This is a genomic window from Roseibium album (assembly GCF_965233825.1).
Classification (GTDB): domain Bacteria; phylum Pseudomonadota; class Alphaproteobacteria; order Rhizobiales; family Stappiaceae; genus Roseibium; species Roseibium album.
Genome location: NZ_OZ247583.1, coordinates 6,211,666 through 6,237,108, shown reverse-complemented (window position 1 = coordinate 6,237,108; position 25,443 = coordinate 6,211,666). Strand labels below are relative to the sequence as shown.

Sequence of the window (25,443 nt, the reverse complement as noted above, 5' to 3'; positions counted from 1 at the left end):
AACACACGATCAACAAAACCCATACCACACGCATTAATGAGGAGTAGCCCAATGGCAGATACATTGATCTCGGTGGACTTGAGCGAGTCGCCGCATACAAATGAAAAGGTTCACAATCGCTGGCATCCGGACATTCCGATTGCGGTCTGGGTGGAACCGGGCGACGACTTCAGGATTGAGACCTACGACTGGACGGGAGGTCAGATCAAGAATGACGACGACGCCGCAGACGTGCGTGATGTCGAACTCGAACAGGTTCATTATCTTTCCGGCCCGATCGGCGTAAAGGGTGCGGAGCCTGGCGATCTTCTTGTGGTCGATATTCTGGACATCGGTGCCAAGGAAGAAATGCTCTGGGGCTTCAATGGCTTCTTTTCGAAGCAAAACGGCGGTGGTTTTCTGACTGAACACTTTCCGGAGGCGCAGAAATCGATCTGGGACATAGAAGGCATGTTCACTCGCTCGCGCCACGTACCTGGCGTGAGATATGCAGGCCTTATTCATCCCGGTTTGATCGGTTGCCTGCCGGATCGATCGATGTTGGACATGTGGAACACACGCGAAAAGGCACTTTTCGACACCGATCCTGACCGCGTTCCTGCGCTGGCGGCACTGCCGAACACCCAGTCAGCTCATATGGGCCAGTTGAAGGGAGAGGCAAAGCAAGCCGCAGCGGCAGAAGCTGCCCGTACCGTTCCGCCACGCGAACACGGCGGCAATTGCGACATCAAGGATCTGTCGCGTGGCTCAAAGATCTACTTCCCTGTCTATGTCGATGGCGCCGGTCTTTCGATGGGTGATCTTCATTTCAGCCAGGGTGATGGTGAGATTACCTTTTGTGGCGCTATTGAAATGGCGGGCTGGCTGCACATCCGCGTTAGTCTGATCAAGGGTGGTGTTGCGAAATACGGTGTCAAGAATCCGATTTTCAAGCCGTCGCCGATTACGCCGAAATATGATGACTATTTGATTTTCGAAGGCATCTCGGTGGATGAAGCAGGGACACAGCACTACCTCGACGTCCATATCGCATATCGCATGGCATGTCTTAACGCGATCGAGTATATGAAAAAATTCGGCTACACCGGCGCCCAGGCTTACGCAATTCTGGGCACCGCGCCCGTTCAGGGCCATATTTCGGGTGTCGTCGACATTCCGAACGCCTGCGCAACGCTTTGGCTGCCAACAGATGTCTTCGAATTTGACATGATGCCCGGCGCGGATGGACCATCCAAGTATCTTGACGGTTCGGTCGACGTTCCGCTTGCACCGGACCTTTGACGATTGTCACAACGTCACCAAACCGGAGCAAGTCGTCCGGCTTGCTCCGGTCCTTCAAGCGATCAGTTTGTTCAGGACGAACCCATGCCCGTTTATGACTATCTTTGCGCAACCTGCGGGCCGATTTCAGCTCGCCGTCCAATGTCCGAGCATGATGCTCCGATCAGTTGCCCGGCCTGCAAGGCCGTAGCCCCGCGCGCAATCCTGCAGGCTCCCAACATGTCAGGACTATCAACAAGCGACAGGCAGGCACATCAACGTAACGAAACCTCGCGTCACAACCCGAGTTTTTCAACAAAACAGGAACGTGAGGATGTTAACCGGGAGACAAGAAAGCGTCATCCGGCCGGCTGTTCTTGCTGTTCTGGATCAAAAGGAAACTTTCGCTCAAGTGCGGTATACCAGGCGGACGGCAGCAAGACTTTTCCATCAAAACGCCCTTGGATGATCAGCCACTAATCCAAGCTGAGGTGCATCCGACTTGAAACGACAGCACTCATTGCAGACGTCCGACAAGCTTACCTCGAACATCCTTTCCCCGCCTTCTACAGCCTTAAAGAAGCGCAAATCCAGATTGAACTGTCCGTCGTCAGAGGTTTTGAGCAGATCGGCGGCCTAATCTAGTGGAGGCTCTGGCCCATCAGGGTTGTCATTTTAAGCGGCGTTCTTACGATGCAGCAAGCGCCGTTGGTTGATGGTTTCGCGTTTGATCCTTTCTCTTGTCTGCAGGATTGTCTGGCCGCGTCCGAAGTAGACGTCGGCTGGTGTGAGATTGCCGAGGCTCTCATGGTAGCGTCGGTGGTTGTAATGATCGACGAAGGTGCCGATCTGCGCTTCGAGGGCACCCGGCAGGAAGTAGTTTTCGAGCAGGATCCGGTTCTTCAGCGTCTGGTGCCATCGCTCAATCTTTCCCTGGGTCTGCGGATGGCAAGGCGAACCGCGTGTGTGCTCCATCCCTTGGCCGTTGAGCCAGGTTGCCAGCTCGCCGGCGACGTAACACGGACCATTGTCGGATAGCAGCCGAGGACGCTGCACCACCTTGGCCTTGTCGCAACCTGCTGCCCGCAGCGCCAGCTCCAGTGTGTCGGTAACGTCGCCGGCCTTGATGACGATGAAGGCGGGACTGGTGATCAGATCCTGAGCCTTGAGCAGGCGATAGACTGAGGATTCCGAGACGAAGTAGCCTCGCGTGTCGGTGAACGTCACCGCCAATTCCCGAGGTGACAGCTCAGGCTGATCGAGAGCAAGATCGATGACTTTCTCGCGCACCTCGTCGGGAATGCGGTTCCAGACCCGTTTCGGCTGAGGCCTGCGGTCTTCCAGAGCATCGATGCCGCCGGTCAGGAAGCGGTCATACCACCGATTGAAAGTGGCGCGCGGGATGCCGAGCTTGTCCAGCGTGCGCTTGGCCGGAAGATGCGACTGTTCGACCAGCTGGATGATCTCCAACTTCTCGGATGCGGAGTGTCTCATGCGTCGTCGCCCCGATCCGCGATCATGCTTTTTTTGAGCAGCCGCAGTTCCAGCGCCTGCTCGGCGACGACCTCTTTCAGATCGCGGGCCTCGCGGCGCAGATGCTTGACCTCGTCGCTGGTGGCTGCACGCATTGTATCACCGGCCAACCGCTTCTTGCCGGCTTCGAGGAATTCCTTGGACCAGTTGTAGTAGAGGCTCTCGGCAATGCCTTCGCGTCGGCACAACGCGGCAATCGACTCCTCACCGCGCAGGCCTTCCAACACGATGCGGATCTTCTCTTCCGCCGAATACTGTTTGCGGGTGGCGCGGCGGATGTCCTTGATGACCTTTTCCGCCGGCTCCTTCTGTGTCCCGGATTTCCGTCTCATCTTCGCTCCTTGAAGGGCTACGATGAACCAAAAATCCTCCTCTATCCGTTAAGCCGAATTTGTCTCATTGGCGCTGAACCCGGACACTGAAACGGTGGCTGAACGCTTAGTTCATCCGCTCCGTGCGTGATACTTGATTAACTTGGATCGTCTTGGCTGAAATTGGTAGCGGAGGAGGGACTTGAACCCCCGACACGCGGATTATGATTCCGCTGCTCTAACCACCTGAGCTACTCCGCCATCACGCGCCTGCCGAAGGTTGGGCCTGCGCAACGTGGGGTGCTTATAGTGAGGCTGTGGGCAGGCGTCAAGAATAGAATCCGCGCCTGCGGGCAATCTTTTCCGTTTGACTTCAAGCTGCGGAAACCGGGGCTTCTGCTTGTGGAAAATCAACGGTCCATGCGCCGGATTGTTCGGTCTTGTGGATCCAGCCGCCACCCAGAACCCGTGCGGTTTCATCGTCGCTGTCGAAGAAGACACAGGCCTGGCCGGGGGCAACACCGGTTTCGCCATTGGCGAGATCGACGAAGCCCTTGCCATTCAAAATACGCAACGTTGCCGGGGCCGGCGGACGTGTCGAGCGGACCTTGGCGAAAAGCTCGATTTCGTCTCCCTCGTCAAGGGGCTGATCGCCGATCCAGTTCATTTCCCGCAACAGGATTGTCCTGGTCGCAAGTGCCGCGCGCGGGCCAACGATCACGCGCCGCTGGTCCGCGTCCAGTCGCACCACATACAGCGGTTCGCCGGTTGCGACACCGATGCCACGGCGCTGTCCGATCGTGAAGTGGATGATGCCGTCATGATTTCCCAGAACGCGTCCGTCCATATGCACGATTTCGCCCGGCTCGGCCGCGTTGGGACGCAGCTTGCGAATGACTTCGGCATAATCGCCATTGGGAACAAAGCAGATGTCCTGACTGTCCGGCTTGTTGGCGACCGACAGCCCGAACTCCGCCGCCAGTTCGCGTACCTTGACCTTGGGCATGCCACCAAGCGGGAAGCGAATGAAGTCGAGCTGTTCCTGTGTTGTGGCAAAAAGGAAATAGCTCTGGTCACGATCGAGGTCCGCAGGCCGGTAGAGCGCGCGCTTGTTGCCCATCTGGGCAGACCGGACATAGTGGCCGGTTGCCAGGGCATCGGCGCCGAGGTCCCTGGCGGTTTTCAGAAGGTCGGTGAACTTGACCGTCTGATTGCACGAAACACAAGGTATGGGCGTTTCACCGGCAATGTAGCTGTCCGCGAACCGGTCCATGACCTGTTCCTTGAAACGGCTTTCGTAGTCCAGCACATAGTGCGGAATGCCGATCTTTTCGGCAGCCCGCCGAGCGTCGTGAATGTCGACGCCAGCGCAACAGGACTTTGCCTTGGCAACGGCGGCGCCGTGGTCGTAAAGCTGCAAAGTGACGCCGAGGACATCATAGCCTTGCGCCTTCATCAGTGCGGCAACCACCGAACTGTCGACGCCTCCGGACATGGCGACGACAACACGCGTGTCTTCCGGGCGACCGGGTAGATCGAGACTGTTTCGCATTTTTCAACACTTCCAGAAGTCGTTTCCGCTTTGGTGGCAGGCCTTGTCAAGGCTCGGCTCTTTGCGCATGTATTGAAAGCAGCGCACCCTCACGGGCGTTTCAAATTTGGCGGCACTATACAGATATGTCCCTGTGAAGCCAATTGCTGTGAAAGCGGAGCAGGCATGCTTTGCCCGACCGGCAAAGCTTGCCGCCCAAAAGGCGTTTCAACAACGACCTTGTTTTTATGAAATCTAGTAAAATCAATACTTTAAGACAATTCACAAAACTGGCCCGATGCTTGCTTTCATATTGGCGACGTATTGTGCCCTGCATGTGGGCGAAGATTTCGGGGGCGAATTTGCTGCCATTTGGATTACTTACCGGTGTGCCGACCGGGTCTGCTGCTGCGGGAGCACTTGGTTTGCCTGGCATGGTCAAGGCAGACGGCGACCTTGCGGGCAAATCCGGATTTGAAACGGAGCTCGGCGCATTTGCTGAAAAAATGGCCGGCGAGGAAGGGGCTGGAGCTGAAAACGCTGAAATCGTTTCGGGCTCGTTTGCAGTGCCCCTTGAAGTCGATATTCAGCAGGTCAGACCGAATATAGGCATAGTGCCTGGTGGCAATGGCCAATCGGACTTGCCGGCAGTCCCTGCAGGACCTGCAGATGATATTGCTGCTACGGATGATCTGGTTGCGGTGCCTGCTGCTGCTTCCGGCACTGTTTCAGGAGCGGCCAGGCAGGCAAGTGCTGCCCCGGTTGCGGGAAGCGCGGCGGCCGCCAGTGTTGCTGCTCTCGCCGGCGAGGCAGTTCCCGCTGCCGGTGTTGCTCCGAGCAGCACGACTGTTCCCCCTGTCAAGGCCGCTGGTACACCTGCATCAGACCAGCTCTTCAAGAACGTGTCTCAACCGGCGGCAACTGCTGTGGTTTCGCCTCAAAGTGTGCCACAGTCCGCCGAGCCGATTGGTGGGCGGGTGCCGGCTGATGCGGCAGTCCAGACCGTTGTCTCAAGTCGTGTCGAGGATGCGGCTGAAAGCGAATTTGGAAGAAACCGTTCCGAATTGCCCACCCAGTCTGCGAGAGTTTCTCTGCCGGCGGTACCGTCTCAAGGTGCTGCGACGGTTCCCGAATTGTCTGCAGAGCCTGTGAAGACGGTGTCCGTACAAGCTCCGCTCTTCGAGGGAGCTTCCGAGGAGGTCTCCCGGCACGTCACCGAACCGAGTGCATCGGCAAGGGCGCCTTTGGCGGAGACGGACGGTGAAACCGCCGTGCAGTCCAAGCCTGTCATAACCGAAAATGCCGCGGTCCCGCCCGTAAAACAGGTCGTGCGCCGTTGGCAAAGTGAATTGCCGAGCGAATTGCGTGCACCTGCTTTGACGCCTGTTCAGTCCGTTGCCCCGACCCGGCAGGAGGTTTCTTCGGCGGTCCCCGTTTCCGGCGAAACCGGCGCTCAAGCCATTTCCGCCTCGCAGGCACAAGCCGCCAGAGCCATTTCACCGGCATTGGCCGAGATCGACGTTTCTGACGTGGTTGCAAAAGGACCTGTTCCGGCTATCAACCAGGCCGTCAATGACAGCAAAAACGGTTCGGAGACCGGGGTCATCAAGGTTGCTGCGGCTCCGGCCGTATCCGAAACTGCTGAAAAGCCGGTTTCCGGACCTCCGCAAGTCCAGGTGGTGTCGCAACCCTCGGGCATCGCTGCCGTGCCGAAGTTGCCAGCACAGGGGCAGCCTGAATCCGTTCCGGCATTTGAAGATGCTGCCGCCGACCCGGTTCTACCGGAAGAGGATGCCGCAACCAAGGATGTCAAGCCGGCTCAGATTGGCGTGGTCACTGAAAAAGCTGCCGAAAGCAGCAACCGTCCTGCAGGAACGGAAGCAACTGGCAAGGTTGCGGCGAGTGGGGTGGATCCCAGACCTGCCGGCGGTACTCCGGTCGCCGCGGCATTCCTTGCATCCCAGTTCGCCGCCGAGGAGTTTCAGCCAGGCGGTCAGCCACTGGATGCGAGCCTTGGTACCGAGTTCGGTGCTACGGTGCGTGGCGGTGATGGAATGGGTGCCATGAGGACAGAAAGCCTGCAGGTGCCGACGCAGGCGCAAGCAGGTCAGGTTGCGACACAGGTTGCTGCCGAGATCGCACGAAACCTCAAGAATGGGCAGACCCGCTTCCAGATGCGCTTCGACCCGCCGGAACTGGGGCGTGTTGAGGTCAATATGAGAGTCGGCGCGGACGGCGGCGTCCATGCACATCTGATCGTGGAGCGCCCGGAGACACTGGACATGTTCCTTCGCGACCAGCGTGGTCTGGAACGTGCGCTTGAGGCGGCTGGACTAAATGCGGATTCTGAAAATCTGCAATTCTCCCTGAAACAGGATGGCAGCCGTGATTTTGCCTCAGACGACGGCCAGTCCGACCAGTCCGCTGAAACGGATCAGGGTCAGGAAGAGGCTGAACCTGAGGATACCGAAGACATTGTCCGGATGACGCTCGCGTCTCGGCCGGGCGGGCTTGATCTGAAGATTTGAGAACGAGGATGGCTTGCCATCCGGGGAGTTAAGGCGTGACGACAGTATCTTCCAGCACGACTACGGCGGCGCAAAGCAGCAGTACGGCCAGCCAGTCCGGCCTCATGGCGAATTACGAACTGTTTCTGAGCATCCTGACCACCCAGATCCAGAACCAGGACCCGCTGGACCCGATGGATTCTGCTGAATACACAAATCAGCTGGTCCAGTATTCCAATGTCGAGCAATCAATCCAGCAAAACAAGAACCTGGAGCAGATCCTTGCCTCGCTCAGCAGCACCATGAGCATGAGCTATGTCAGCTACATTGGAAACGAGGTGGTTGCGGACGCGTCTACAACTACGCTTTCCGGTAGCCAGGCTAGCTGGGACTATGAACTCGGCGGCAGCGCAACGGGAACATACGAGATCTACAATTCCAGCGGCTTGATGGTCTATCGGGGAGACGCGGACCTGCAGGCCGGAAAGGGAACCATCTCCTGGAACGGGCAGTTGACCGCCGGTGGCAAGGCTGCGGACGGACTTTATACAATTGCCTTTGACGTAAAGGACGCCGACGGCAATCGTGAAAACGTGCTCATCGAAACAAAAGGTGTCGTGGACAGCGTCGACCTTTCCGGGAATGAGGTGATCCTGAATGTCGGTGGGCAGAAGATCCCCGTCTCGTCCGTCACCTCTGTTTCCGCGCCGAGCTAGAGCTGGTCCGAATCCCTCAAGTGCGCCCGCAGTCTCAATGATGCTCCGGGACAAGAAAGGCCTGCAATGCGGGCCTGATGGCTGCAATTCCAATCAAAAAGCCGATGCAATTGCCCGCCGTTGAGGAAAAACGGCGCGGTTTTGTGCTTTGAGCCGGTTTTTTCGGGCGGTTCTGCAATTGGTGAAGCCGTGCGCGGTTTCGCGTTTCATCGTTTTGCCTTGCAATTTGCGCGAGGCAGTAATCATGGTTAACAAAATCATCTATTAACGTTAAAACTCTTAGTGTTTATCTTTGCAAGTTCCTAAATATCATTCACTAAATTTCGATTTTATAGTTAATAAAAACACAACTTTGCTTTAGGCGTTTGTTAAGCGTCGTCTAGTAGTCTCCTCTCACCTTGGTCATGGTTTAGTGTGAGAGTACAATGACCGAACAAATTCGTTCGCGTGTAAAATATGTCATCGGCCCGGATGGTAGTCCGCTTACTATTGCAGACCTACCTCCTACATCCACAAAGCGATGGGTTATCCGTCGCAAGGCTGAAGTTGTTGCCGCTGTTCGCGGCGGCCTGCTGTCGCTGGAAGAGGCGTGCCAGAGATACACTTTGACAGTTGAGGAGTTCCTCTCCTGGCAGAGTTCCATCGAAAAACATGGACTGGCCGGGCTTAGGGCCACGCGCATACAGCAATACAGAGGCTGAACTCCAGTCGAAAACTGTAAACAGGCGTATTCCCGAATGCGCCCGAAAAGGCCGGCACTGCCGGCCTTTTTATTTGTGTGATTTGATCTGAAAACTTATCCAAAAATTAATGAGCTAGGCAGTTTTTCCCCACTTCACTTGCGTTTTGCAATCCGGAAAATCGCAGAAAACAGCCGTTCCGTATAATTCTCAACCAAACCGTTAACCAGTTGTTAACCCTCTGGGCGGCAAATTTTGCCCATCGAGGGTGTGGCGTGTCTGGCCGACTCCAATAATAAACGGCTTAGACATGCTTCTGATGCGGGCGGGCATACGTGAACGGATTAATTGATTTCATAAAAACGCTTGGGCCGGCACGTATCGCGGCGATGGGTGCTGTTGCCGCAATTCTGGTTGGCGTTTTCGCATTCATCATTCTTCGCGTTACGTCCCCGCAGATGACGACGCTCTACAACGAATTGACCCTGGAGGACTCGGCGGCGATCGTGACGCAGCTCGAGAGCCAGGGTGTCCAGTTTCAACTTGCGCGCCAGGGTGCGTCCATTCTTGTTGCCAAGGAGCAGGTAGCCAGGCTCCGGATGCAGCTCGCGGCCGAAGGATTGCCGACGGGCGGTTCGATTGGCTATGAAATCTTTGACCGGAGCGATACACTGGGAGCCACCAGTTTCGTTCAGAACATCAACCATTTGCGGGCAATGGAGGGCGAGCTTTCACGGACGATCGGTTCGCTCGACAGGATCCGGAATGCTCGTGTGCATCTGGTTGTGCCCGAGCGTCAATTGTTTCAACGGGATCGCCGCCCGCCGTCGGCGTCGATTGTCCTGAATGTACGCGGGGCGCTTGGCCCGGGCGAAATCCGTGCAGTTCAACACCTCGTCGCGACAGCGGTTGACGGGCTGGATCCGGACCGAGTGTCGATCGTGGACGAAAGCGGCCGGTTGCTGGCGTCCGGAGCGGGCGGTGATGAAGATGGCATGATTTCAAGCTCGCTGCAGGAGCGCACGACCGCCATTGAGGGCCGGTTGCGCAATCAGGTCGAGGAGATCCTGAACTCCGTTGTCGGGCCCGGGCGGGCGCGTGTCCGCGTGAATGCAGAAGTCGACTTCAACCGTCTGACGGAAACAACCGAAACATTCGATCCGGAAGGTCAGGTCGTCCGTTCCACGCAGACAAAGGAAGAAGCGACATCGTCGGTAAGCAGGAATGGACAGGTAACCGTCGGCAACGAGCTTCCCAATGCGCAGGCGCAGGAAGGTGAAGAAGGCCGCGATACGGCGTCACTGACTGAGGAAGTCGTCAACTACGAGATTTCGCGGTCGACGCGGACGGAAGTCGTGGAAGCCGGTCAGGTCAGGCGATTGTCGGTGGCGGTGCTTGTCGACGGTACCTATCAGCCCGATGGCGACGGCGCCCCGGTCTACACGCCCCGTTCACAGGAAACACTCGACCGGATTGCTGTTCTGGTCCGTTCCGCTGTCGGTTTCGACCAGAACAGGGGCGATCTCGTGGAGGTCGTCAACCTGCAATTCGCACTGCCGCCACAGGACGATCTGATGGCGGACAGCAACGGACTGTTCGACTTCACACGTGACGACATCATCCGATTTGCCGAGCTGGGGGTTCTCTTCCTGATCACAATCCTGCTGTTGCTTTTCGTCGTCCGTCCGCTGTTGCGCCGGATCGTGACGCCTGAAGAAAAACAACCGCAAGAACTGATGATCGGCCCGGATGGCACTCTGGTGGTCGAAACGGAAGTGCCCAAGGAAGAAGACGAGGAAGATGAATTCGTGATCGAGTGGCTCGAGCAGGCGCGGCAGGAAGGCGCAATGCAGGCAAGTTCGATCTCGAAAGTTGGCGACATGATCAAGGACCATCCGACCGAAGCGGTGACAATCGTCCGCGGCTGGCTGGATGAGCAGGCAGCCTGATGTCAAGTGATCAACTTCAACAACACCTGACGATCAGTTCGGACGAGGAAGAGCGTGAGCTCAAGGGAGCGGAACGGGCTGCGGTTCTGCTTCTTGCGCTGGGAGAAACGCATGGTTCCCCGATCTGGGAAAAGCTCGATGAGATCGAGGTTCGTCAGGTTTCAGCGGCTATGGCCAATCTTGGACCTGTCACGCCGAACATGCTGGAAAATCTTTTCAAGGACTTTGTGCGCCGGGTCAGCTCCAGAGGCTCGCTGACCGGGAATGTGGATGCTACCGAGCGCTTGCTGGCGAACTTCCTTCCCGGCGACAAGGTGTCGGTCATCATGGAAGAAATTCGAGGCCCCGCCGGGCGTAACATGTGGGAGAAACTCTCCAACGTTCAGGAAAATGTTCTCGCCAACTATCTGAAGAACGAATATCCGCAGACCGTGGCGGTTGTCCTGTCCAAGATCAATTCCGACCACGCCGCCCGGGTTCTCGGTATTTTGCCTGAAGAGCTGGCTCTTGAGGTGGTCAGCCGCATGCTGCGCATGGACGCTGTCCAGAAGGAAGTCCTGGAGAAGGTGGAGCAGACACTCAGGGTCGAATTCATGTCGAACCTGACCAACACCTCGCGCCGGGACAGCCACGAGATGATGGCGGATATCTTCAACAATTTCGACCGCCAGACAGAGGCGCGGTTCCTGGCAGCGCTGGAGGAAGACAACCGCGAGGCGGCCGACCGGATCAAGACGTTGATGTTCACTTTCGACGATCTCCTGAAACTGGACGCAGCGAGCTGTCAGACCCTTCTGCGGCATGTGGAAAAAGACAAGCTGGCGATCGCGCTCAAGGGCTCGACAGATCCGGCACGGGAGTTTTTCTTCGGCAATATGTCATCGCGCGCGGCGAAGCTTCTGGAAGACGACATGGATGCGCTCGGACCGGTGCGCTTGCGCGACGTCGACGAGGCGCAGACAGGAATGGTGAACAAGGCCAAGGATTTGGCAGCGAAGGGCGAGATCATGATTTCCAAATCCAAGGGCGATGAGGAAATTATCTACTGATGCGCCAGATGGCAGGTACCTACAACTCAATGGGCAGCATGACCAACCCGTCGAAATTTCTGTTCAACATGGACTTCACCGCGCCGGAAGAGCCGGAAGTGGTTGTGGCGCCGGAGCCGCAAATTCCGATGATCCCGGTGGCCGATCACGAGAAGCTGCTGGCGGATGCCAGGGCCAAGGCATTCGAGGAAGGCCGCGTCCAGGCATTGCAGGATCTCCAGACGAAGCAGGAGACATTGCTGACCGCGGAAGCAAACCGGCTTGTGGATGTGGTCGGACAGATAGTCGAAACGCTCGACGAACAACTGGCTGCGCAGGAAAACGATGCCATAAGCCTCGCATTTCTTGTGGCCAGACGCCTTTGTTCGCACCTGATTGCGCGTCAGCCGCTGGCGGAAACCGTCGCCCTGGTGTCAGAATGCCTTGGGCCGCTCAGAAAAGCACCGCATCTGGTCATCCGAATTGCGGACGGTGACGTCGACGCGCTGAAGGCACAGGTGGACCCGATCGTACACGAAAAAGGCTTTGACGGGCGTCTTGTCATTCTCGGTGAACCCGAGATCGACCGCGGAGACTGCCATATCGAATGGGCGGACGGCGGTATCAGACGGGACCGTAAAGCGCTTGAAAAAGAGATCGACACAAGCATCAAGACGTATTTGCGCGCACGCAGTGTTGCCAAGACAGACAGCATGTCCGCGACTTCGGCGGAAAGGAAACCTGAAGTATGAGCGACGAACAAGATACCAGTATTCCCCTTGACGAACTGGAGGCGCCACAGCGCGACCTTGAGGACGAAAAGGGGCCTTCAGCAGACTCTGCTGCCGACCTTGAAGCCGTTTTTGACGTCCCTGTCAGGATTTCGGCCGTGCTCGGACATTCCAAGATGCATGTGTCCGACCTGTTGAAACTCGCGTCGGGAACAGTTCTGGAGCTCGACAGGAAAGTCGGCGAAGCGATCGACATTTACGTGAATGACCGTCTGGTCGCCCGTGGAGAGGTTGTCCTAGTGGAGGACAAGCTGGGTGTGACCATGACGGAAATCATCAAGACCGACCGGTAAGGAAGCGAACAGATGCGCCTGTTAATTGTCGGAACACTTGGCGGTCAGCTTACGACGGCATCGAAAATTGCCATGCAGGGCGGTGCCCAGGTCACGCATGCAGATGATGTCGAAGGAGCGCTGAAGGTTCTCAGGTCCGGCCGTGGTGCGGACCTCCTGATGGTCGAAGTTCACCTGGATATCGCTGGGCTTATAGCCAAACTCCAGAACGAGCGGGTGCATGTTCCCGTTGTTGCCTGTGGGGTTGAAACGGATGCCCAGGCAGCGGTATCGGCAATCCGGGCCGGTGCAAAGGAATACATCCCGCTGCCGCCCGACCCGGAAATGATCGCAGCCGTTCTCCAGGCCGTTGCGCAGGAACGCGGTGACCTGATCTACCGTGATGAGGCCATGGCCACGGTGGTCAAGCTGGCCGAACAGGTTGCGCCTTCCGAAGCCTCGGTCCTGATCACCGGTGAATCGGGTACAGGCAAGGAAGTGATCGCCCGGCACGTGCACAAGTGTTCGAATCGCGCGTCGAAGCCCTTCATATCGATCAACTGTGCCGCCATTCCCGAACATCTTCTGGAATCAGAACTCTTCGGACACGAAAAGGGAGCTTTCACCGGTGCCGTCGCACGCAGAATCGGCAAGTTCGAGGAAGCCGACGGCGGCACGCTGCTCCTCGACGAAATTTCAGAAATGGATGTGCGGTTGCAGGCAAAACTGCTGCGCGCGATCCAGGAGCGTGTGATCGACCGGGTCGGCGGCACGCGACCGGTCCCGGTCAATATCAGGATCCTGGCAACCTCCAACCGGGATCTGGCCGAAAGTGTTCGAGAGGGGCAGTTCAGGGAAGATCTGCTGTTCCGTCTGAACGTAGTCAATCTCAAGCTGCCTTCGCTGCGCGAGCGACCGGCGGACATCATGGAACTCGGGCAGTTCTTCATCAAGCACTATTCCGAAGCCAACGGCGTGCCGGAGCGCGCATTGTCTGTGGAAGCCAGGCAGGCGCTGATGTCCAACCCCTGGCAGGGTAATGTGCGAGAGCTTGAAAACACCATGCACAGGGCCATCCTGCTGGCGTCCGGTGAAGAGATCGGTATCGAGGCGATCCGCATGCCGGACGGGTCTCCACTGTCGGTTTCCCGTAGTCCCGCCGAACGGGCGGCGCAGACGGCCGAAGCCGTCACCCGATCTTTCGTGGGCCGGACTGTGGCGGACGTGGAACGGGATCTCATCCTCGACACGCTGGATCACTGTCTCGGCAACAGGACACATGCGGCGAAAATACTGGGCATTTCCATTCGCACGCTGCGCAACAAGCTGAATCAGTATACCGATGAAGGCGTTAGCGTACCCGGACCAGGGGAAGCGCGGGCGTAAGGTCACGAATTCGAACAAAGCCGGGCGCCGACAGTAGAGTAACAGGGCACCTGCAAGGAACCGGAATAAAGAATGTCGGACACGACAGCAGGCGGACAAGGCGGATCTCCGGATCCGGCACCGGAACAACAGGTGGCGACAGCAGCTGCGGCTCAGCCTGCCGGCGGTTTATCCAGGTTCCCGAGCGTTCAGGAGATCATCGAAACGCTCCGCAAGGGGGATGTCGGTCTGGCCACCGGCATACTGGTGATCCTGACCCTGCTTATCCTGCCAATGCCGCCGATGATGCTGGACATGTTCCTGGCGGTGTCGATCATCTTTTCCGTCATGATCCTGATGACCGGGCTGTTTATCCAGAAGCCGCTCGAATTCTCGTCCTTTCCGACGGTGCTCCTGATTGCGACCATGCTGCGTCTTGGGCTCAACATCGCCTCCACGCGCCTCATCCTGTCCAACGGTCATGAAGGAACTGCTGCCGCCGGAAACGTCATCCAGTCCTTCGGCAATCTCGTCATGGGCGGAAATTTCGTCATTGGGATCATTGTCTTCGCGATTCTGGTGATCGTGAACTTTGTCGTGATCACCAAGGGCTCAGGCCGCATCGCCGAAGTTGCCGCCCGCTTTACCCTTGATGCGATGCCCGGCAAGCAGATGGCGATCGACGCGGATCTCTCCGCCGGGCTTATCGACGAGACGGAAGCCAAGTCGCGCAGAAAGGCGCTCGAGGACGAAAGTTCGTTCTTCGGTGCCATGGACGGTGCCTCGAAGTTCGTGCGTGGGGATGCGATTGCCGGCCTTCTGATCACCTTCATCAACATTCTGGGCGGCATCTTCATCGGCGTAGCCCAGATGGAGTTGACCTTTTCGGAAGCAGCGAACAACTACACGCTCCTGACCATCGGTGACGGACTGGTGTCCCAGATCCCGGCACTGATCGTTTCGACCGCGGCGGGCCTGCTCGTTTCCAAGGCGGGTGTGCACGGGGCCGCCGACAAGGCGCTTGTCAGCCAGTTCACCGGCTATCCGAAGGCGCTCGGCATGTCGGCCGCGGTGATGGTCATCCTGGCACTCCTGCCCGGGATGCCCATGTTTCCTTTTCTCGCGCTGGCCTGTCTGGCCGGATATCTCGCCTTTCAGGTGGGAGCGCGGAAGAAGAAGGAAGCCGACAAGGTTGCCGAGAAGAAGGCCGTGGAAGCGGCTCCGAAACCACCGCCCGAACCGCCGATCACCGATGCGCTCAAGATGGACGAACTCAGGATCGAACTGGGCTATGCCCTTCTGCCACTGATCAACGGCAAGGCGCAGGGCGATGGCGATATCCTGACCGAACAGATCAAGGCGCTGCGCCGCCAGGTCGCAGGCGACATGGGGGTGATCATGCCGCCCGTGCGCATCCTCGACAATATTCAGCTCGGCGCAAACGACTACGTCATCAAGGTCAAGGAAGTCGAGGCGGGCAGGGGAATACTCTATCCCAACCACTACATGGTCATGGATCCGGCCGGCGGCCAGGTGAAACTGCCGGGCACGCACACGACGGAGCCAACTTTCGGCCTGCCGGCAACCTGGGTGGAAGCGCAGTACCGTGAAGATGCGTCCCTGCGCGGTTACACGGTCGTCGATCCGGCAACGGTGCTCTCCACGCACCTGACAGAGACCATCAAGACAAACATCAGCGAGCTCCTCACATATGGAGACGTTCAAAAACTGCTCAAGGAACTGCAGGGCGAACAGGCCAAGCTGGTCGAGGATCTCGTTCCTTCGCAGATAACCGTTTCCGGATTGCAGCGTGTTCTGCAGGCGCTGCTTGACGAACGGATTTCCATCCGGGATCTCGGCACAATTCTGGAGGGTGTTTCCGAGGCCACCGGGATGACGCGCAATACCGATACGATTGCCGAGCACGTCCGCTCCCGGTTGGGAAGACAGATCTGTGCAGCGAACCTGGCGCCCGGCGGCTACCTGCCGCTCATTGCCCTGTCGCCACAATGGGAGCAGGCTTTTCTGGAATCCATTGTTGGCGAAGGCGACGACCGCCAACTTGCCATGCAGCCGAGCAAGTTACAGGAATTCGTCGGCAAGGTGCGCGATGCCTTTGAAGAAGCTGCCCAGCAGGGCGAAGTTCCGGTGCTGCTGACATCGCCGATGACCCGCCCCTTCGTGCGCTCCATCGTCGAACGCTTCCGCGCGCACACGACGATCATGAGCCAGTCTGAAGTGCATCCCCGGATCAAGCTGAAGACAGTCGGGTCGATTTGAGCATTTCCGAAAACTGGCATCCTTCGTTTTGCATACTCAAATGCCTGTTTCCTCCGCCCAGACTTCAGCCTGCATCAACTCCACCACACTCTGGTGAATGAGTGCCCAGTGCGGCATCCCTGTGGGTCCTTCCGTAATCGGCGGCGGACGTGCGATCACGTCCAAATGACTTCTTGGCGACGTTCAGCGATATCAGCATGACGACAAACAACGGAAGGATGGTGGCCCCGGCAAGGTGATGGTAAGGCGCTGGCAAAATGTTTGCCAGCACAAGTGCCAGAACCAGCGCGGCCAGGGACACACAAAAGATCCGCAATGCTGTCATTCACAATGCTCCCTGTTTGTTACATCGAAAAAGTCCAAATCGTCGTGCCTATTGGAAATATGGCATATAATACAATGAAATAGTGCAATTCCAAACTATGTGATTTTGACCAGTTTTTTCGTGATTGTCTGAGGCTGCACTTTATCTTCTGCGCCAGGTCTTTCTGTCGGACGTGGGGCTCCATCTGGCCTTGAGCGCGTTACGGCCGGTCCACTTGCACTTGCTCCACGACGGCGGCCTGACGCAGGCGATGCCGGAGAATTGGCCATTTTTATCCACCAGGATCGTGTTTCCGGGGATCTTTTTACAAGCAAAGTTCGGCGGTGCCGGTTTTGTCGGCCGGAATTCCTGCATGGCTTTTTTCATGTCACGCTCGTATTCCTTGCTCTGCATTTTCTGCTTGAACGACAAGTGTTTGTACTTTTGCTTGAGTTCCTTTCGAAGGTGGGAAATCATTTGATCCGATGGATCCGGAATACTCCTGATATACTTTACCAGGCTCTTGTATTCCGATGCCGTATCACATGCGTAATAGGCATCCTGTGCAGCAAGTGTTTGTTCCGCTGTTGAGAGCGCGAAAACAAAAACACAAAGCCTAAGAATATTATTCACTTTTTGTCGCTTCCCAAGTGTATTTCGGTCGATTTGTTGAAATTTAAACGCCTGAGCAGTTTTTCTATCCAAAATAACTCTTGGTTGCAACGAGGGGGAAGCTGCAGACAGAGGCTTGAAACATCAGGATCAGAGCATGCAAATGCCCCGTTGCCGTCTCCGTATCGGGAAGGGACCGACCTTTCGTGCGCCCCCTCGTCGAACGCTTCCGCGCACATACGATGATCATTTGTCGACGGAGGTTCATTTGCTCATGAAGCAGAAGACAGTCTTGTCCTCACTTGATCAATTCATCGCCGCACGTGTCTGCCGCGGTCTGGATGATGAGTTCTGCAACGCTCAGGTCCTTGTCCGAGCTTGAGCGTATAAAGATGACAACTTTCTTGGTGAAGGCGCCGAGTGTTATGCTCCTATAGCATTCAATAAAGTTGTCGTAGGTCTTGAGCCCGTTCTCGCGGGACAAAAGCGTCATGCCGTCCAGAGCACCCGCGACGTAAAAGAACTGCAAATCGCCAGGAAGCTTGAGAAACTGATTTGCGCTGAGACTAAAGGCCGCTCGATTGTTTTCTTCGGTCGCCAGCACTGTTTGCACCTGTGAGAAGCACAAAAGACTGATCAAGAATAAATACTTTTTCAAAAGCTCACTCCCCAAGCGCCGGCTGTTTGCGCAAGCCTGATAAAAATCACGATAAGTCATCGAGCCAGATGGCGTAGTTGCTGGATACAAAAATGGCAAGTGCCGGAGCGATCATGCAGAGGTTAATGGCCCCAGTCAGGCGAAATGAATTTTTCGAGCAGTCATCTGGACCAAAACTCTTCGCTTTCAGCCGGCAGCGCTTCTACCATCCAGATCCGCTCAATCCGTTGGTCGCGCAGCGTCATCAGGTAAGCTGCAAAGTTATGTAGCTCACGGCCCTTTCGAGCAGCCCGGACTTCGACCATCATCATCACCTGTTCCGCATTCACGTCCGCGACCTGGGTGATGGTCAGCCTGGGGCGAACTGTTGGAATATCCAGTTTTTCCAGCAGACCCATAAATGTTTCGCGTCCGTTCGACTGCTTTGTGCTGCCGTCACTTTGCGTTACGTCCGCCACAAGGTCCTGGGCGAGGTAACTTGCCATGGCGGGCAAATCAGCGGCATTGAATGCGTCGACAAAGGCCCTGATGATCGAGATATTTGTTTGCCGGGTTGGCATCGCGCTGGTTCCCTGTTGTTCCCGCTGCCCCGTATCTCATTTCCCGATGTCCGCGCCGGATTCCCGCGCCATGAACCAGGGCACGGCCCAGATCGCGGCAATGACCGCGATATCGAGAAACCCGTGAAACGCAGTATAGGAGAGCCAGTCCGCGGGCATCAGACCCGCCATGAGTTCAGGGTTGTTTCTCAATTCGTCCGGGAATGCGTTGATAAGAGCCATGCGCAGATTTCCGAGCCTGATGATTGCCAGTAAATTGGATATCGCAAATACAAGGAATGCACCGCTCAGGATAATCTTGAGAATCTTCGAATTGGTATATTGATGTCCCGCCGCCATTATGCCGACCACTGCAGTCGCAACGGCGATGTAAAGATTCCAGTAGGTATTCACTTCCTTTGAGCTGTCCATGCTCAGCTGAAGCAGCGACAGCGAGTCACCGTCCATTTCAGGTACTCCTGCAGAGAGGTGATTGGCTCAAAGTGTAGTTGCAAAGTGGTATGAGAACAATCTTCTGCAGCGAATTGGCACAACACGCGTCACCCATTTCCGCGCAGTTCAAATGGCAGGTTGTTCTGTTTCCTGATCGAGGAAGCCGGGCGCGAGTGGCGACAGTCTGACGAAAAGCTTGAACCTTATGAGAGTTAAACCAGTACGTTCACCCGTGCCATGACTGCCGTGGTGTTGGCATATGGGCCTGCCTGGCTCTGGTTCTGCATGACGAAGACAGTATTGGCTTGAGTGGCCTGTGCGCCAATGGCCGTGAAAGTACTGGCGACAGCCCGAAGTTCCTGCATCTTTTGTGCGGAAGCCTGGCGTTTCTTGTTCCATGCCTGATTGTAGTCGGACCAGGTGGATTTCCCCTGTGACCGGTATTTGCTGTGATAGTCGCGTTGGACGTAATTGCCGACTTTTGGCATGGGCGCATCTTTCCTGGATACAATGCCAATCTCTCAAGGCGTGGTTAACAGACGGTTAAAGGCGTGCAATACGCAATTCGACCCCTTGGTGAACCGGGGAGCAGCTGTTAAGCCGGTTCGGGCTTGGTAAACGTCTTTCGGGGAAAAAATGTCTGACCGTGTGCTTGATCTGAATGGCTTTACGGAAATTCCGGGCGGCAAGGTCGCTTTTGTCGTCACCTATCTGGAAATGCTGGCAGCACCCGACAAGCCTCTTGCCCCGGCAAGAGACGACGTGAAGCTTGAAAGATGGCATGTGCCTGATCCGGGCACCTATCGCGAGCTTTTCAGAGAAGTGGGCGAAGACTGGATCTGGTTCGGCCGCCTGACCTATGACGATGCGACACTCTCGAAACTGTTGAACGAGCCAGAGCGGGAAAACTTCCTGCCACTGCGAGACGGCAAACCCGTCGGCATTCTGGAACTCGACTATGCACATCCGGAAGAACCGGTCGTTGCCTATTTTGGTCTTGTTCCCGGCGCGATCGGCGGCGGTCTCGGGCGCTGGTTGATGTCGCAGGCAGTCGAGATGGCCTGGTCCCGGCCCGAAACCCGCCGGCTCTGGCTGCATACCTGTACAGCCGACAGCCCGCAGGCTTTGAAATTCTACATGTCCTGTGGCTTCAAACCGTACAAGCGCGCCATCGAAGTGGCGGATGATCCAAGGCTGCTGGGTCATCATCCGCGGGAAAAGGCGCCACATGTGCCGGTGATTGACGGGTAGTATGGTGTCAATCCCGTAGCGCTCATCAACCAGTCGCAAATCCCGAAAGTCATCCCTGACCTGATCGGGGATCCACGCGTTTCCAAAGTGCTTGATGATTGCTGGCAGGCGCAACTGACATGCGAGCCAGACCGCCCGTTTCGTGTCCGCGGGTCACTGGTTCGCATCCCCGATCAAGTCGGGGATGACGGTTTGAAATTCGGTCGACGCAAGTACCTCGGAACCTTGGCTTTCAAGCGCTCATCTTGACCCGTTCCGGAAATGCCTGCGCGATGGCTTGACGACTGGGTTCCAGGATGCCGCGTTCGGTGATGAGGCCGGTCACCAGCCGGGCAGGTGTCACGTCAAAGGCCGGGTTGCCGACGTCAGACCCTTCGGCGACGATGTTGATTGTCTGGATATCGCCGCGGTCGGTTCGACCGGTCATCTTGCTGACTTCACTGCCGTCGCGTTCTTCAATCGGGATTTCCCGCACTCCATCGGAAAGGGCAAAGTCGATCGTCGGCGAGGGAAGGGCGACGTAGAAGGGGACATCATTGTCCTTTGCGGCAAGTGCCTTCAGATAGGTGCCGATCTTGTTGCAGACGTCGCCGGTCGCTGTCGTGCGGTCCGTGCCGGTGATGACAATGTCAACCTGACCATGCTGCATCAGGTGACCGCCGGCATTGTCGACGACCACGGTATGCGGCACGCCGTGGTGGCCGAGTTCCCAGGCCGTCAGGAAAGCTCCCTGGTTTCGGGGACGCGTCTCGTCCACCCACACGTGAACCGGAATGCCACCTTCATGGGACATGTAGACCGGGGCGGTTGCCGTTCCCCAGTCGACGGTTGCCAACCATCCGGCATTGCAATGGGTCAGGATGTTGACCGGCTCTCCCTTTCGCTTGGTTTCGGAAATTGCCGCGATCAGTTCCATGCCATGCATGCCGATCGCCATGTTGATGCCGATATCCTCGTCGCAGATTTCGTTGGCCAGCGTGAAGGCGGCGGCGGCGCGGTATGCCGGCTCGACCCGGATGAGGTTCTTGCGCGCCCGATCGAGCGCCCAGTGCAGGTTCACCGCGGTCGGCCGGGTTTGCAGCAGAACGGAACAGGCGTTGTGAAGCCCTTCGTCGGAGCTGTCAGCCCGCATGGCAAGCGCAACGCCATAGGCGGCGGTTGCGCCGATCAGGGGAGCACCGCGTACCTGCATCACGCGAATGGCGTGGGCTGCATCTTCCATGGTGCGCAGTTTGGCGATTTCAAAGGCATATGGGAACTTTGTCTGGTCGATGATTTCGACACTGTCACCGTCCTTTGCGAGCCAGATCGTGCGATATTTCTTGCCATCGACATTCATGGCGTAACCTCCCGGGCACGGCGGAACCAAAGCATTCTACCTTTGCATAACCCATGATTTGGGGTGAGGCCAGCACCGGCTTGCTGGCGTCAGGGTTAAAAATCTCTTAAACTTCGTTAACCAGTTTTGGATCATTGCCGGTGGAAAGGCAGCAGATGCGGCGAGGCAGCCGTTTCGCGCTGCAGGGAGTCAGTTAAGACTTGTTCCACGAACGGCAAAAGAACGGAGTCAGGCAACACATGTCTGAAATGCAGGATAACGTCGTCCCACACACGCGCATTCGCTCGCTGCGCGATGCCATCCGCAAGGTTCAACTCGGCGAAGTCGAACGATCGGATGTGGTGGTTGAGCTTCAGGATACCGAGCGCGCGCGTCTCGACATGCTTGCCGATGAGCTCAAGGACGTCTTCAAGGAAATTCCTGAAGACGACGACCAGTTTTCACTGCAGATCATATCCGGCTCAACGCCGCGCCTGTGGATCGACGCAACAAGTCATGTTGCCGTCGGGGGCGATCGCAAGACATACCGTTTCCTGAAGGACACCCGCCTGGGCCGGGTCGTCATTCTTGAGACAGCGAATATCGACGACATGGCCGATTGCCTGACCGAATACATCGCCGAGCGCGTGATCGAGCGGGAAAAAGCGCTGGAAGGCGACTGGCTCAACAGCCGGCTGAAAGAAGTCGCCCAGGAATCCAGGGTCGTCCGGGTCAGAGAAAGCAGAACCTCCTGGCTTGCTGTCGCCGGTGCGTTCGGCATCGGTATCGCGGCCGGTGTCATCGGTCTGATCGCCTTTGCGTGGTTTGCCAATCCGATTTGAGGCACCTGCCGGGCTAAAAACCTGAGTTTCAGGCTGCTGCTCGAATGATTGCTTCCGTAACGCCTGGTTGGCGGTTTTCGGCAAATTCGGATAGTTTGAAATTTTCGAACTCACGGCGCGTTCGTTGCTTCAATTGCTGTTCGGGACTGCGATCTCCCGGGCATTCAGCAGGGTTACAGGCGTGTTTGAAGCCTCGAAGCCGTGCTCCTCCATCAGGCAGTTCCAACCGGCATCTTTCTTTTCGATCTTGAAGAGGTTGTAGCGCGCCGCCGGATTGTGACCTCCCGGTGCGCTGGTGGCCGAAGGCACGCCCACCACCGCAACGGGACCATCGGGCCCTTCGATTTCCTCGAAGCTGTCGATATGCGTGTGCCCGTGCAGGATCAGTTCCGCTCCTGCACGCTTGACCACCGCCCGTACACGCGACGCATCGGAAAGTCGCTTGTGCCATTTCGTGGCCTGCTTGAACGGCGGATGATGCAGCATGACGACACGAAAGAGGTTCTCCTTGCCGAGTTCCTCCAAAATGGTGCGCAGACGCTTCGCCTGATCGCTGCCAACCCTGCCGGTGGCAAACCAGGGAGCTGTGGCACGACCGGTCGTGACGCCGATCAGGGCGACGTTTTCGCGAATCCGGACATAGGGATAAGTTGCCTCGGACCTTGTTTCCTGCGGCGGTGCACGCTTGGCCTCGTCCGCACACATGTAGGGCCACCAGGCAGTGCGGGCCTTGCGGACTGCGCCTGGAACATAGGCATCGTGGTTTCCGGGGACGACCGAGACGTCGTCGGGTTCGCCAAGTTCCTCAAGCCAGGTCCGCGCCCCGGCGATTTCAAGCGGAAGTGCAATATTCACCAGGTCACCCGTGACGGCGATGTGGTCCGGTTCCTGGGCCTTCATGTCCTCGACAAGCTGGTCAAGATAGGTCGAGCCCATGATCTTGGAGCGGTTCCGCTGCCAATTGAGGTAGCCGAGAATGCGCTTTGAAAAGAGCTGAATGAGCTTGGGATCGGGCAAGGGGCCGAGATGGGGATCGGAAAGATGCGCAAGCGTGAACATGGTGGCGCATCTTCAAATCAAAATGCGCCGCGTCAAGGAAATAACGCGGCGCATTGAACGCTTAACAGGATTTTCTTTCGGTCAGGCTTTTGCCGTGACCTTGCTGTCTTTCGCCGCAACAGGCTTTGATGCCTTGTCCGACACGCTTACGGCGCTACGGGTCGTCTCGCGCAGGGTCGCATTCACAACATTTACGAAACCGAACATCTTTGCTGCTCCGCTCTCGGTTTTTCCGGACCTTAGTTGGTCGGGAAAGTGGTCAATGCTGCAGCAACGCGTGGGTTGCTGAGGTCTACTGACGGCTTCCACTGGTAGTGGGCGGGGCGTGTGCGGCGTTTGCCGAAGAGTGCGTTCAACATCGTCTTGTTCCTTTGGAGGTCCCGGCAGTGGCAAAGGCTGCCTTCGAAATCATCATTGTGCACGTTATATAGGCACTGACTTGACGAAGTAGGAGCGCTATTCCAGCGTATCAGCCCTGCAGCGATTGCATGGGTTAATTTAGTTTTACTTTAGGGAATTCGGCTGCAATCTGATGAAATGTTGAAGTTATTGTCCATTCTTCCGACTTCCTGGACCAAAAGGATCGTCCAGAGTGCAGTGCTGCTCAGGAACCCCTACATCCTCGGTGTCAGGGTTATCGTTGAAAACGAGAAAAAGCAGGTTCTGCTGGTTCGTCATACCTATCTTGAAGGATGGTATCTGCCAGGCGGGGCCGTTGATGGCGGCGAGACGCTGGACAAGGCTGCCGCGCGGGAAGTCATGGAAGAGGCGGGTGTCATCGCTGCCGAGACGCCGCGCTTGCTGGGCATGTATCTCAACCGGGAGGCAACCGGGCGCGATCATGTCGGCCTGTTCCACCTGAGGGAGTGGAGCAAAGCCGATAGTTTTCTAAATCCGAATACGGAAATCGCCGAGGCCGGCTTTTTTGCGCCGGACGCCTTGCCGGACACTCTCAGCCCGGCAACCGGACGCCGCCTCGACGAATTCAGGACAGGCTCTTACCCCGCGGGTGCATTCTGGTAGATTTCGGCCTGTTTCCGTTTTTGCTCATGCTGCCGCCGGCAAGCGCCCACGATCATGTGGTTTCAGGAAGTCAAGTTCCGGCCCTACGGGAACGATGCGCGTCGGATTGACGCTTTCGTGCGAGCCGTAATAGTGCTGCTTGATCGTCGCCATATCGACCGTCTCTGCCACACCCGGCGTCTGGTAAAGTTCCAGTAGGTAGTTGGAGAGGTTCGGATAATCGACGATCCGCCGGATGTTGCACTTGAAATGGCCGACATAGACGGCGTCGAAACGCACAAGTGTTGTGAACAGACGCCAGTCCGCTTCCGTCAACCGGTTTCCTGTCAGGTACCGATTGGAACCAAGGATACCCTCCACGAAATCCAGTGATTCAAACAGTGCCTCGACAGCCTCTTCATAGGCGTCCTGCGTGGTTGCGAAACCGGACTTGTAAACGCCGTTGTTGATCGTGTGGTAGATCCGCTCGTTGATCGTGTCGATCTCCTCACGCAGGTCTTCGGGGTAAAAATCCAGCGTTGATCCTGTCAGGCCGTTGAACCCGGAATTGAACATGCGGATGATTTCCGAAGATTCATTGCTGACGATCGTTTCCCGTGTCTTGTCCCAGAGGATCGGCACAGTTGCGCGGCCGGTATAGGCCGGATCAGCCTTGGCGTAGATGTTCCATGCGTATTTGGCACCGGTGAGAGGTTCTGCTTCGGGAAACTCCCAGCCGTTTTCCAGCATGAGCGGCTGTACCGCAGAAAGTGTGATCACGTCTTCCAGGCCCTTGAGCTTGCGGAAGATCATCGTTCTGTGCGCCCAGGGGCAGGCGTAGGAGACAAAGAGATGATACCGACCGGCCTCCGCCTTGAAATCCCCTTTGCCGCTCGGGCCCGGCGAGCCGTCGGCCGTGATCCAGTTGCGGAACGAAGCGTCCTTGCGGACAAACCGGCCACCGCTCGATTTCGTGTCGTACCATTGGTCCGTCCAGACCCCGTCAACCAGCAATCCCATGTTGCGCTCCTTGCGTTTCCTCTTGAAGAAGGTTGTGCGCCATGCCCGGAAATCAATCAACTGAATGCTGTGTTCGGGATGGGTGAACAATTACAGCGGACTTCCTTCCTGCAAAAAAGCGCTGGACCGAAAGAGTGTTGCGTGGTAACCGCTTTGCCTCAC

General features: G+C 57.0%; 25 protein-coding genes, 1 tRNA gene and 1 pseudogene. 14 read left to right on the top strand and 13 right to left on the bottom strand.

Annotated elements, in window-relative coordinates; all coding sequences use genetic code 11:
• Positions 1-51: 51 nt before the first annotated feature.
• Both fmdA and ACO6TI_RS28725 read left to right on the top strand, forming a co-directional pair.
• Complete coding sequence (gene fmdA, locus ACO6TI_RS28730) at positions 52-1,281, top strand: formamidase (protein WP_350184838.1); 1,230 nt, start codon at positions 52-54, stop codon at positions 1,279-1,281.
• Between the two features lie 84 nt (positions 1,282-1,365).
• Positions 1,366-1,740 carry an FmdB family zinc ribbon protein gene (locus ACO6TI_RS28725; protein WP_281932413.1) on the top strand — a complete coding sequence of 125 codons (375 nt, stop codon included), beginning with the start codon at positions 1,366-1,368 and terminating at the stop codon, positions 1,738-1,740.
• Positions 1,741-1,935: 195 nt separating this feature from the next.
• On the opposite strand, the pseudogene ACO6TI_RS28720 reads toward ACO6TI_RS28725, so the two are convergent.
• The 3 genes and pseudogenes from ACO6TI_RS28720 to mnmA form a co-directional block, all read right to left on the bottom strand.
• Positions 1,936-3,125, bottom strand: a pseudogene (locus ACO6TI_RS28720) (helix-turn-helix domain-containing protein).
• A 163-nt stretch (positions 3,126-3,288) separates the two neighbouring features.
• Positions 3,289-3,365: transfer RNA gene (locus ACO6TI_RS28715), tRNA-Met, on the bottom strand.
• A gap of 112 nt (positions 3,366-3,477) precedes the next feature.
• Positions 3,478-4,656 (bottom strand): tRNA 2-thiouridine(34) synthase MnmA, encoded by a 1,179-nt coding sequence (mnmA, locus tag ACO6TI_RS28710; protein WP_196900044.1) that lies wholly within the window; start codon positions 4,654-4,656, stop codon positions 3,478-3,480.
• Positions 4,657-4,970: 314 nt separating this feature from the next.
• Between mnmA and ACO6TI_RS28705 the strand changes: the two genes are divergently transcribed.
• The 9 genes from ACO6TI_RS28705 to flhA all read left to right on the top strand — a co-directional run bounded on the left by ACO6TI_RS28705 (position 4,971) and on the right by flhA (position 16,223).
• A complete protein-coding gene (locus ACO6TI_RS28705) occupies positions 4,971-7,163 on the top strand; it encodes a flagellar hook-length control protein FliK (protein ID WP_422383855.1) in 2,193 nt (730 codons plus the stop codon).
• Positions 7,164-7,198: 35 nt separating this feature from the next.
• The gene (locus ACO6TI_RS28700; RefSeq protein ID WP_055117957.1) at positions 7,199-7,858 is read left to right on the top strand and encodes a flagellar hook assembly protein FlgD; all 660 of its coding nucleotides are present in this window, start codon (positions 7,199-7,201) and stop codon (positions 7,856-7,858) included.
• A gap of 425 nt (positions 7,859-8,283) precedes the next feature.
• Complete coding sequence (locus ACO6TI_RS28695; protein ID WP_029065927.1) at positions 8,284-8,559, top strand: DUF1153 domain-containing protein; 276 nt, start codon at positions 8,284-8,286, stop codon at positions 8,557-8,559.
• Positions 8,560-8,873: 314 nt separating this feature from the next.
• On the top strand, positions 8,874-10,487 hold the full coding sequence (fliF, locus tag ACO6TI_RS28690; RefSeq protein ID WP_108875598.1) for a flagellar basal-body MS-ring/collar protein FliF: 1,614 nt from the start codon (positions 8,874-8,876) through the stop codon (positions 10,485-10,487).
• A complete protein-coding gene (fliG, locus tag ACO6TI_RS28685) occupies positions 10,487-11,536 on the top strand; it encodes a flagellar motor switch protein FliG (RefSeq protein ID WP_029065174.1) in 1,050 nt (349 codons plus the stop codon). The genes fliF and fliG overlap by 1 nt, the downstream gene beginning before the upstream one ends.
• A complete protein-coding gene (locus ACO6TI_RS28680; protein ID WP_055117953.1) occupies positions 11,536-12,267 on the top strand; it encodes a FliH/SctL family protein in 732 nt (243 codons plus the stop codon). The genes fliG and ACO6TI_RS28680 overlap by 1 nt, the downstream gene beginning before the upstream one ends.
• Positions 12,264-12,599, top strand: coding sequence for a flagellar motor switch protein FliN (fliN, locus tag ACO6TI_RS28675; RefSeq protein ID WP_055117951.1), 336 nt, complete (start codon positions 12,264-12,266; stop codon positions 12,597-12,599). Before ACO6TI_RS28680 ends, fliN begins: the two co-directional genes overlap by 4 nt.
• Before the next feature lie 12 nt (positions 12,600-12,611).
• Positions 12,612-13,964 carry a sigma-54-dependent transcriptional regulator gene (locus tag ACO6TI_RS28670; RefSeq protein WP_422383854.1) on the top strand — a complete coding sequence of 451 codons (1,353 nt, stop codon included), beginning with the start codon at positions 12,612-12,614 and terminating at the stop codon, positions 13,962-13,964.
• Positions 13,965-14,036: 72 nt separating this feature from the next.
• Positions 14,037-16,223, top strand: a complete 2,187-nt coding sequence (gene flhA, locus ACO6TI_RS28665) for a flagellar biosynthesis protein FlhA (RefSeq protein ID WP_055117947.1) — start codon at positions 14,037-14,039, stop codon at positions 16,221-16,223.
• Between the two features lie 64 nt (positions 16,224-16,287).
• On the opposite strand, the gene ACO6TI_RS28660 is transcribed toward flhA, so the two are convergent.
• The 6 genes from ACO6TI_RS28660 to ACO6TI_RS28635 form a co-directional block, all read right to left on the bottom strand.
• Entirely contained in the window at positions 16,288-16,548 is a 261-nt protein-coding gene (locus tag ACO6TI_RS28660) for a hypothetical protein (RefSeq protein ID WP_104703922.1), read from the bottom strand.
• Between the two features lie 141 nt (positions 16,549-16,689).
• On the bottom strand, positions 16,690-17,232 hold the full coding sequence (locus tag ACO6TI_RS28655; RefSeq protein ID WP_422383853.1) for a hypothetical protein: 543 nt from the start codon (positions 17,230-17,232) through the stop codon (positions 16,690-16,692).
• A 205-nt stretch (positions 17,233-17,437) separates the two neighbouring features.
• A complete protein-coding gene (locus ACO6TI_RS28650) occupies positions 17,438-17,857 on the bottom strand; it encodes a hypothetical protein (RefSeq protein ID WP_422383852.1) in 420 nt (139 codons plus the stop codon).
• 101 nt (positions 17,858-17,958) lie between these two features.
• The gene (locus ACO6TI_RS28645) at positions 17,959-18,357 is read right to left on the bottom strand and encodes a nuclear transport factor 2 family protein (RefSeq protein WP_422383851.1); all 399 of its coding nucleotides are present in this window, start codon (positions 18,355-18,357) and stop codon (positions 17,959-17,961) included.
• Positions 18,358-18,393: 36 nt separating this feature from the next.
• The gene (locus tag ACO6TI_RS28640) at positions 18,394-18,804 is read right to left on the bottom strand and encodes a hypothetical protein (RefSeq protein ID WP_196900039.1); all 411 of its coding nucleotides are present in this window, start codon (positions 18,802-18,804) and stop codon (positions 18,394-18,396) included.
• A 197-nt stretch (positions 18,805-19,001) separates the two neighbouring features.
• A complete protein-coding gene (locus ACO6TI_RS28635) occupies positions 19,002-19,277 on the bottom strand; it encodes a flagellar biosynthesis protein (protein WP_422383850.1) in 276 nt (91 codons plus the stop codon).
• A gap of 148 nt (positions 19,278-19,425) precedes the next feature.
• Between ACO6TI_RS28635 and ACO6TI_RS28630 the strand changes: the two genes are divergently transcribed.
• A complete protein-coding gene (locus tag ACO6TI_RS28630; RefSeq protein ID WP_422383849.1) occupies positions 19,426-20,040 on the top strand; it encodes a GNAT family N-acetyltransferase in 615 nt (204 codons plus the stop codon).
• A 232-nt stretch (positions 20,041-20,272) separates the two neighbouring features.
• On the opposite strand, the gene mtnA is transcribed toward ACO6TI_RS28630, so the two are convergent.
• A complete protein-coding gene (gene mtnA, locus ACO6TI_RS28625) occupies positions 20,273-21,379 on the bottom strand; it encodes an S-methyl-5-thioribose-1-phosphate isomerase (protein WP_104703916.1) in 1,107 nt (368 codons plus the stop codon).
• Between the two features lie 239 nt (positions 21,380-21,618).
• Between mtnA and ACO6TI_RS28620 the strand changes: the two genes are divergently transcribed.
• Entirely contained in the window at positions 21,619-22,200 is a 582-nt protein-coding gene (locus ACO6TI_RS28620; protein WP_029065160.1) for a hypothetical protein, read from the top strand.
• A 129-nt stretch (positions 22,201-22,329) separates the two neighbouring features.
• Here ACO6TI_RS28620 and ACO6TI_RS28615 read toward each other — a convergent pair whose 3' ends face one another.
• Positions 22,330-23,259, bottom strand: coding sequence for a metallophosphoesterase family protein (locus ACO6TI_RS28615; protein ID WP_196894354.1), 930 nt, complete (start codon positions 23,257-23,259; stop codon positions 22,330-22,332).
• An 81-nt stretch (positions 23,260-23,340) separates the two neighbouring features.
• Complete coding sequence (locus ACO6TI_RS28610; RefSeq protein WP_268873271.1) at positions 23,341-23,466, bottom strand: hypothetical protein; 126 nt, start codon at positions 23,464-23,466, stop codon at positions 23,341-23,343.
• A gap of 330 nt (positions 23,467-23,796) precedes the next feature.
• On the opposite strand from ACO6TI_RS28610, the gene ACO6TI_RS28605 reads away from it, so the two are divergent.
• The gene (locus ACO6TI_RS28605; protein ID WP_082442897.1) at positions 23,797-24,282 is read left to right on the top strand and encodes an NUDIX domain-containing protein; all 486 of its coding nucleotides are present in this window, start codon (positions 23,797-23,799) and stop codon (positions 24,280-24,282) included.
• 24 nt (positions 24,283-24,306) lie between these two features.
• On the opposite strand, the gene ACO6TI_RS28600 is transcribed toward ACO6TI_RS28605, so the two are convergent.
• The gene (locus ACO6TI_RS28600; protein WP_055118102.1) at positions 24,307-25,281 is read right to left on the bottom strand and encodes a glutathione S-transferase family protein; all 975 of its coding nucleotides are present in this window, start codon (positions 25,279-25,281) and stop codon (positions 24,307-24,309) included.
• Positions 25,282-25,443: the final 162 nt, after the last annotated feature.

What these genes read in the sequence shown, in the direction of transcription:
- fmdA (WP_350184838.1), top strand. Translation starts at nt 52, where the DNA reads ATGGCAGATACATTGATCTCGGTGGACTTGAGCGAGTCGCCGCATACA.
- ACO6TI_RS28725 (WP_281932413.1), top strand. Translation starts at nt 1,366, where the DNA reads ATGCCCGTTTATGACTATCTTTGCGCAACCTGCGGGCCGATTTCAGCT.
- mnmA (WP_196900044.1), bottom strand. Translation starts at nt 4,656, where the DNA reads ATGCGAAACAGTCTCGATCTACCCGGTCGCCCGGAAGACACGCGTGTT.
- ACO6TI_RS28705 (WP_422383855.1), top strand. Translation starts at nt 4,971, where the DNA reads ATGTGGGCGAAGATTTCGGGGGCGAATTTGCTGCCATTTGGATTACTT.
- ACO6TI_RS28695 (WP_029065927.1), top strand. Translation starts at nt 8,284, where the DNA reads ATGACCGAACAAATTCGTTCGCGTGTAAAATATGTCATCGGCCCGGAT.
- fliG (WP_029065174.1), top strand. Translation starts at nt 10,487, where the DNA reads ATGTCAAGTGATCAACTTCAACAACACCTGACGATCAGTTCGGACGAG.
- ACO6TI_RS28680 (WP_055117953.1), top strand. Translation starts at nt 11,536, where the DNA reads ATGCGCCAGATGGCAGGTACCTACAACTCAATGGGCAGCATGACCAAC.
- fliN (WP_055117951.1), top strand. Translation starts at nt 12,264, where the DNA reads ATGAGCGACGAACAAGATACCAGTATTCCCCTTGACGAACTGGAGGCG.
- ACO6TI_RS28670 (WP_422383854.1), top strand. Translation starts at nt 12,612, where the DNA reads ATGCGCCTGTTAATTGTCGGAACACTTGGCGGTCAGCTTACGACGGCA.
- flhA (WP_055117947.1), top strand. Translation starts at nt 14,037, where the DNA reads ATGTCGGACACGACAGCAGGCGGACAAGGCGGATCTCCGGATCCGGCA.
- ACO6TI_RS28660 (WP_104703922.1), bottom strand. Translation starts at nt 16,548, where the DNA reads ATGACAGCATTGCGGATCTTTTGTGTGTCCCTGGCCGCGCTGGTTCTG.
- ACO6TI_RS28650 (WP_422383852.1), bottom strand. Translation starts at nt 17,857, where the DNA reads ATGACTTATCGTGATTTTTATCAGGCTTGCGCAAACAGCCGGCGCTTG.
- ACO6TI_RS28645 (WP_422383851.1), bottom strand. Translation starts at nt 18,357, where the DNA reads ATGCCAACCCGGCAAACAAATATCTCGATCATCAGGGCCTTTGTCGAC.
- ACO6TI_RS28640 (WP_196900039.1), bottom strand. Translation starts at nt 18,804, where the DNA reads ATGGACGGTGACTCGCTGTCGCTGCTTCAGCTGAGCATGGACAGCTCA.
- ACO6TI_RS28635 (WP_422383850.1), bottom strand. Translation starts at nt 19,277, where the DNA reads ATGCCAAAAGTCGGCAATTACGTCCAACGCGACTATCACAGCAAATAC.
- ACO6TI_RS28630 (WP_422383849.1), top strand. Translation starts at nt 19,426, where the DNA reads ATGTCTGACCGTGTGCTTGATCTGAATGGCTTTACGGAAATTCCGGGC.
- mtnA (WP_104703916.1), bottom strand. Translation starts at nt 21,379, where the DNA reads ATGAATGTCGATGGCAAGAAATATCGCACGATCTGGCTCGCAAAGGAC.
- ACO6TI_RS28620 (WP_029065160.1), top strand. Translation starts at nt 21,619, where the DNA reads ATGTCTGAAATGCAGGATAACGTCGTCCCACACACGCGCATTCGCTCG.
- ACO6TI_RS28615 (WP_196894354.1), bottom strand. Translation starts at nt 23,259, where the DNA reads ATGTTCACGCTTGCGCATCTTTCCGATCCCCATCTCGGCCCCTTGCCC.
- ACO6TI_RS28610 (WP_268873271.1), bottom strand. Translation starts at nt 23,466, where the DNA reads ATGTTCGGTTTCGTAAATGTTGTGAATGCGACCCTGCGCGAGACGACC.
- ACO6TI_RS28605 (WP_082442897.1), top strand. Translation starts at nt 23,797, where the DNA reads ATGTTGAAGTTATTGTCCATTCTTCCGACTTCCTGGACCAAAAGGATC.
- ACO6TI_RS28600 (WP_055118102.1), bottom strand. Translation starts at nt 25,281, where the DNA reads ATGGGATTGCTGGTTGACGGGGTCTGGACGGACCAATGGTACGACACG.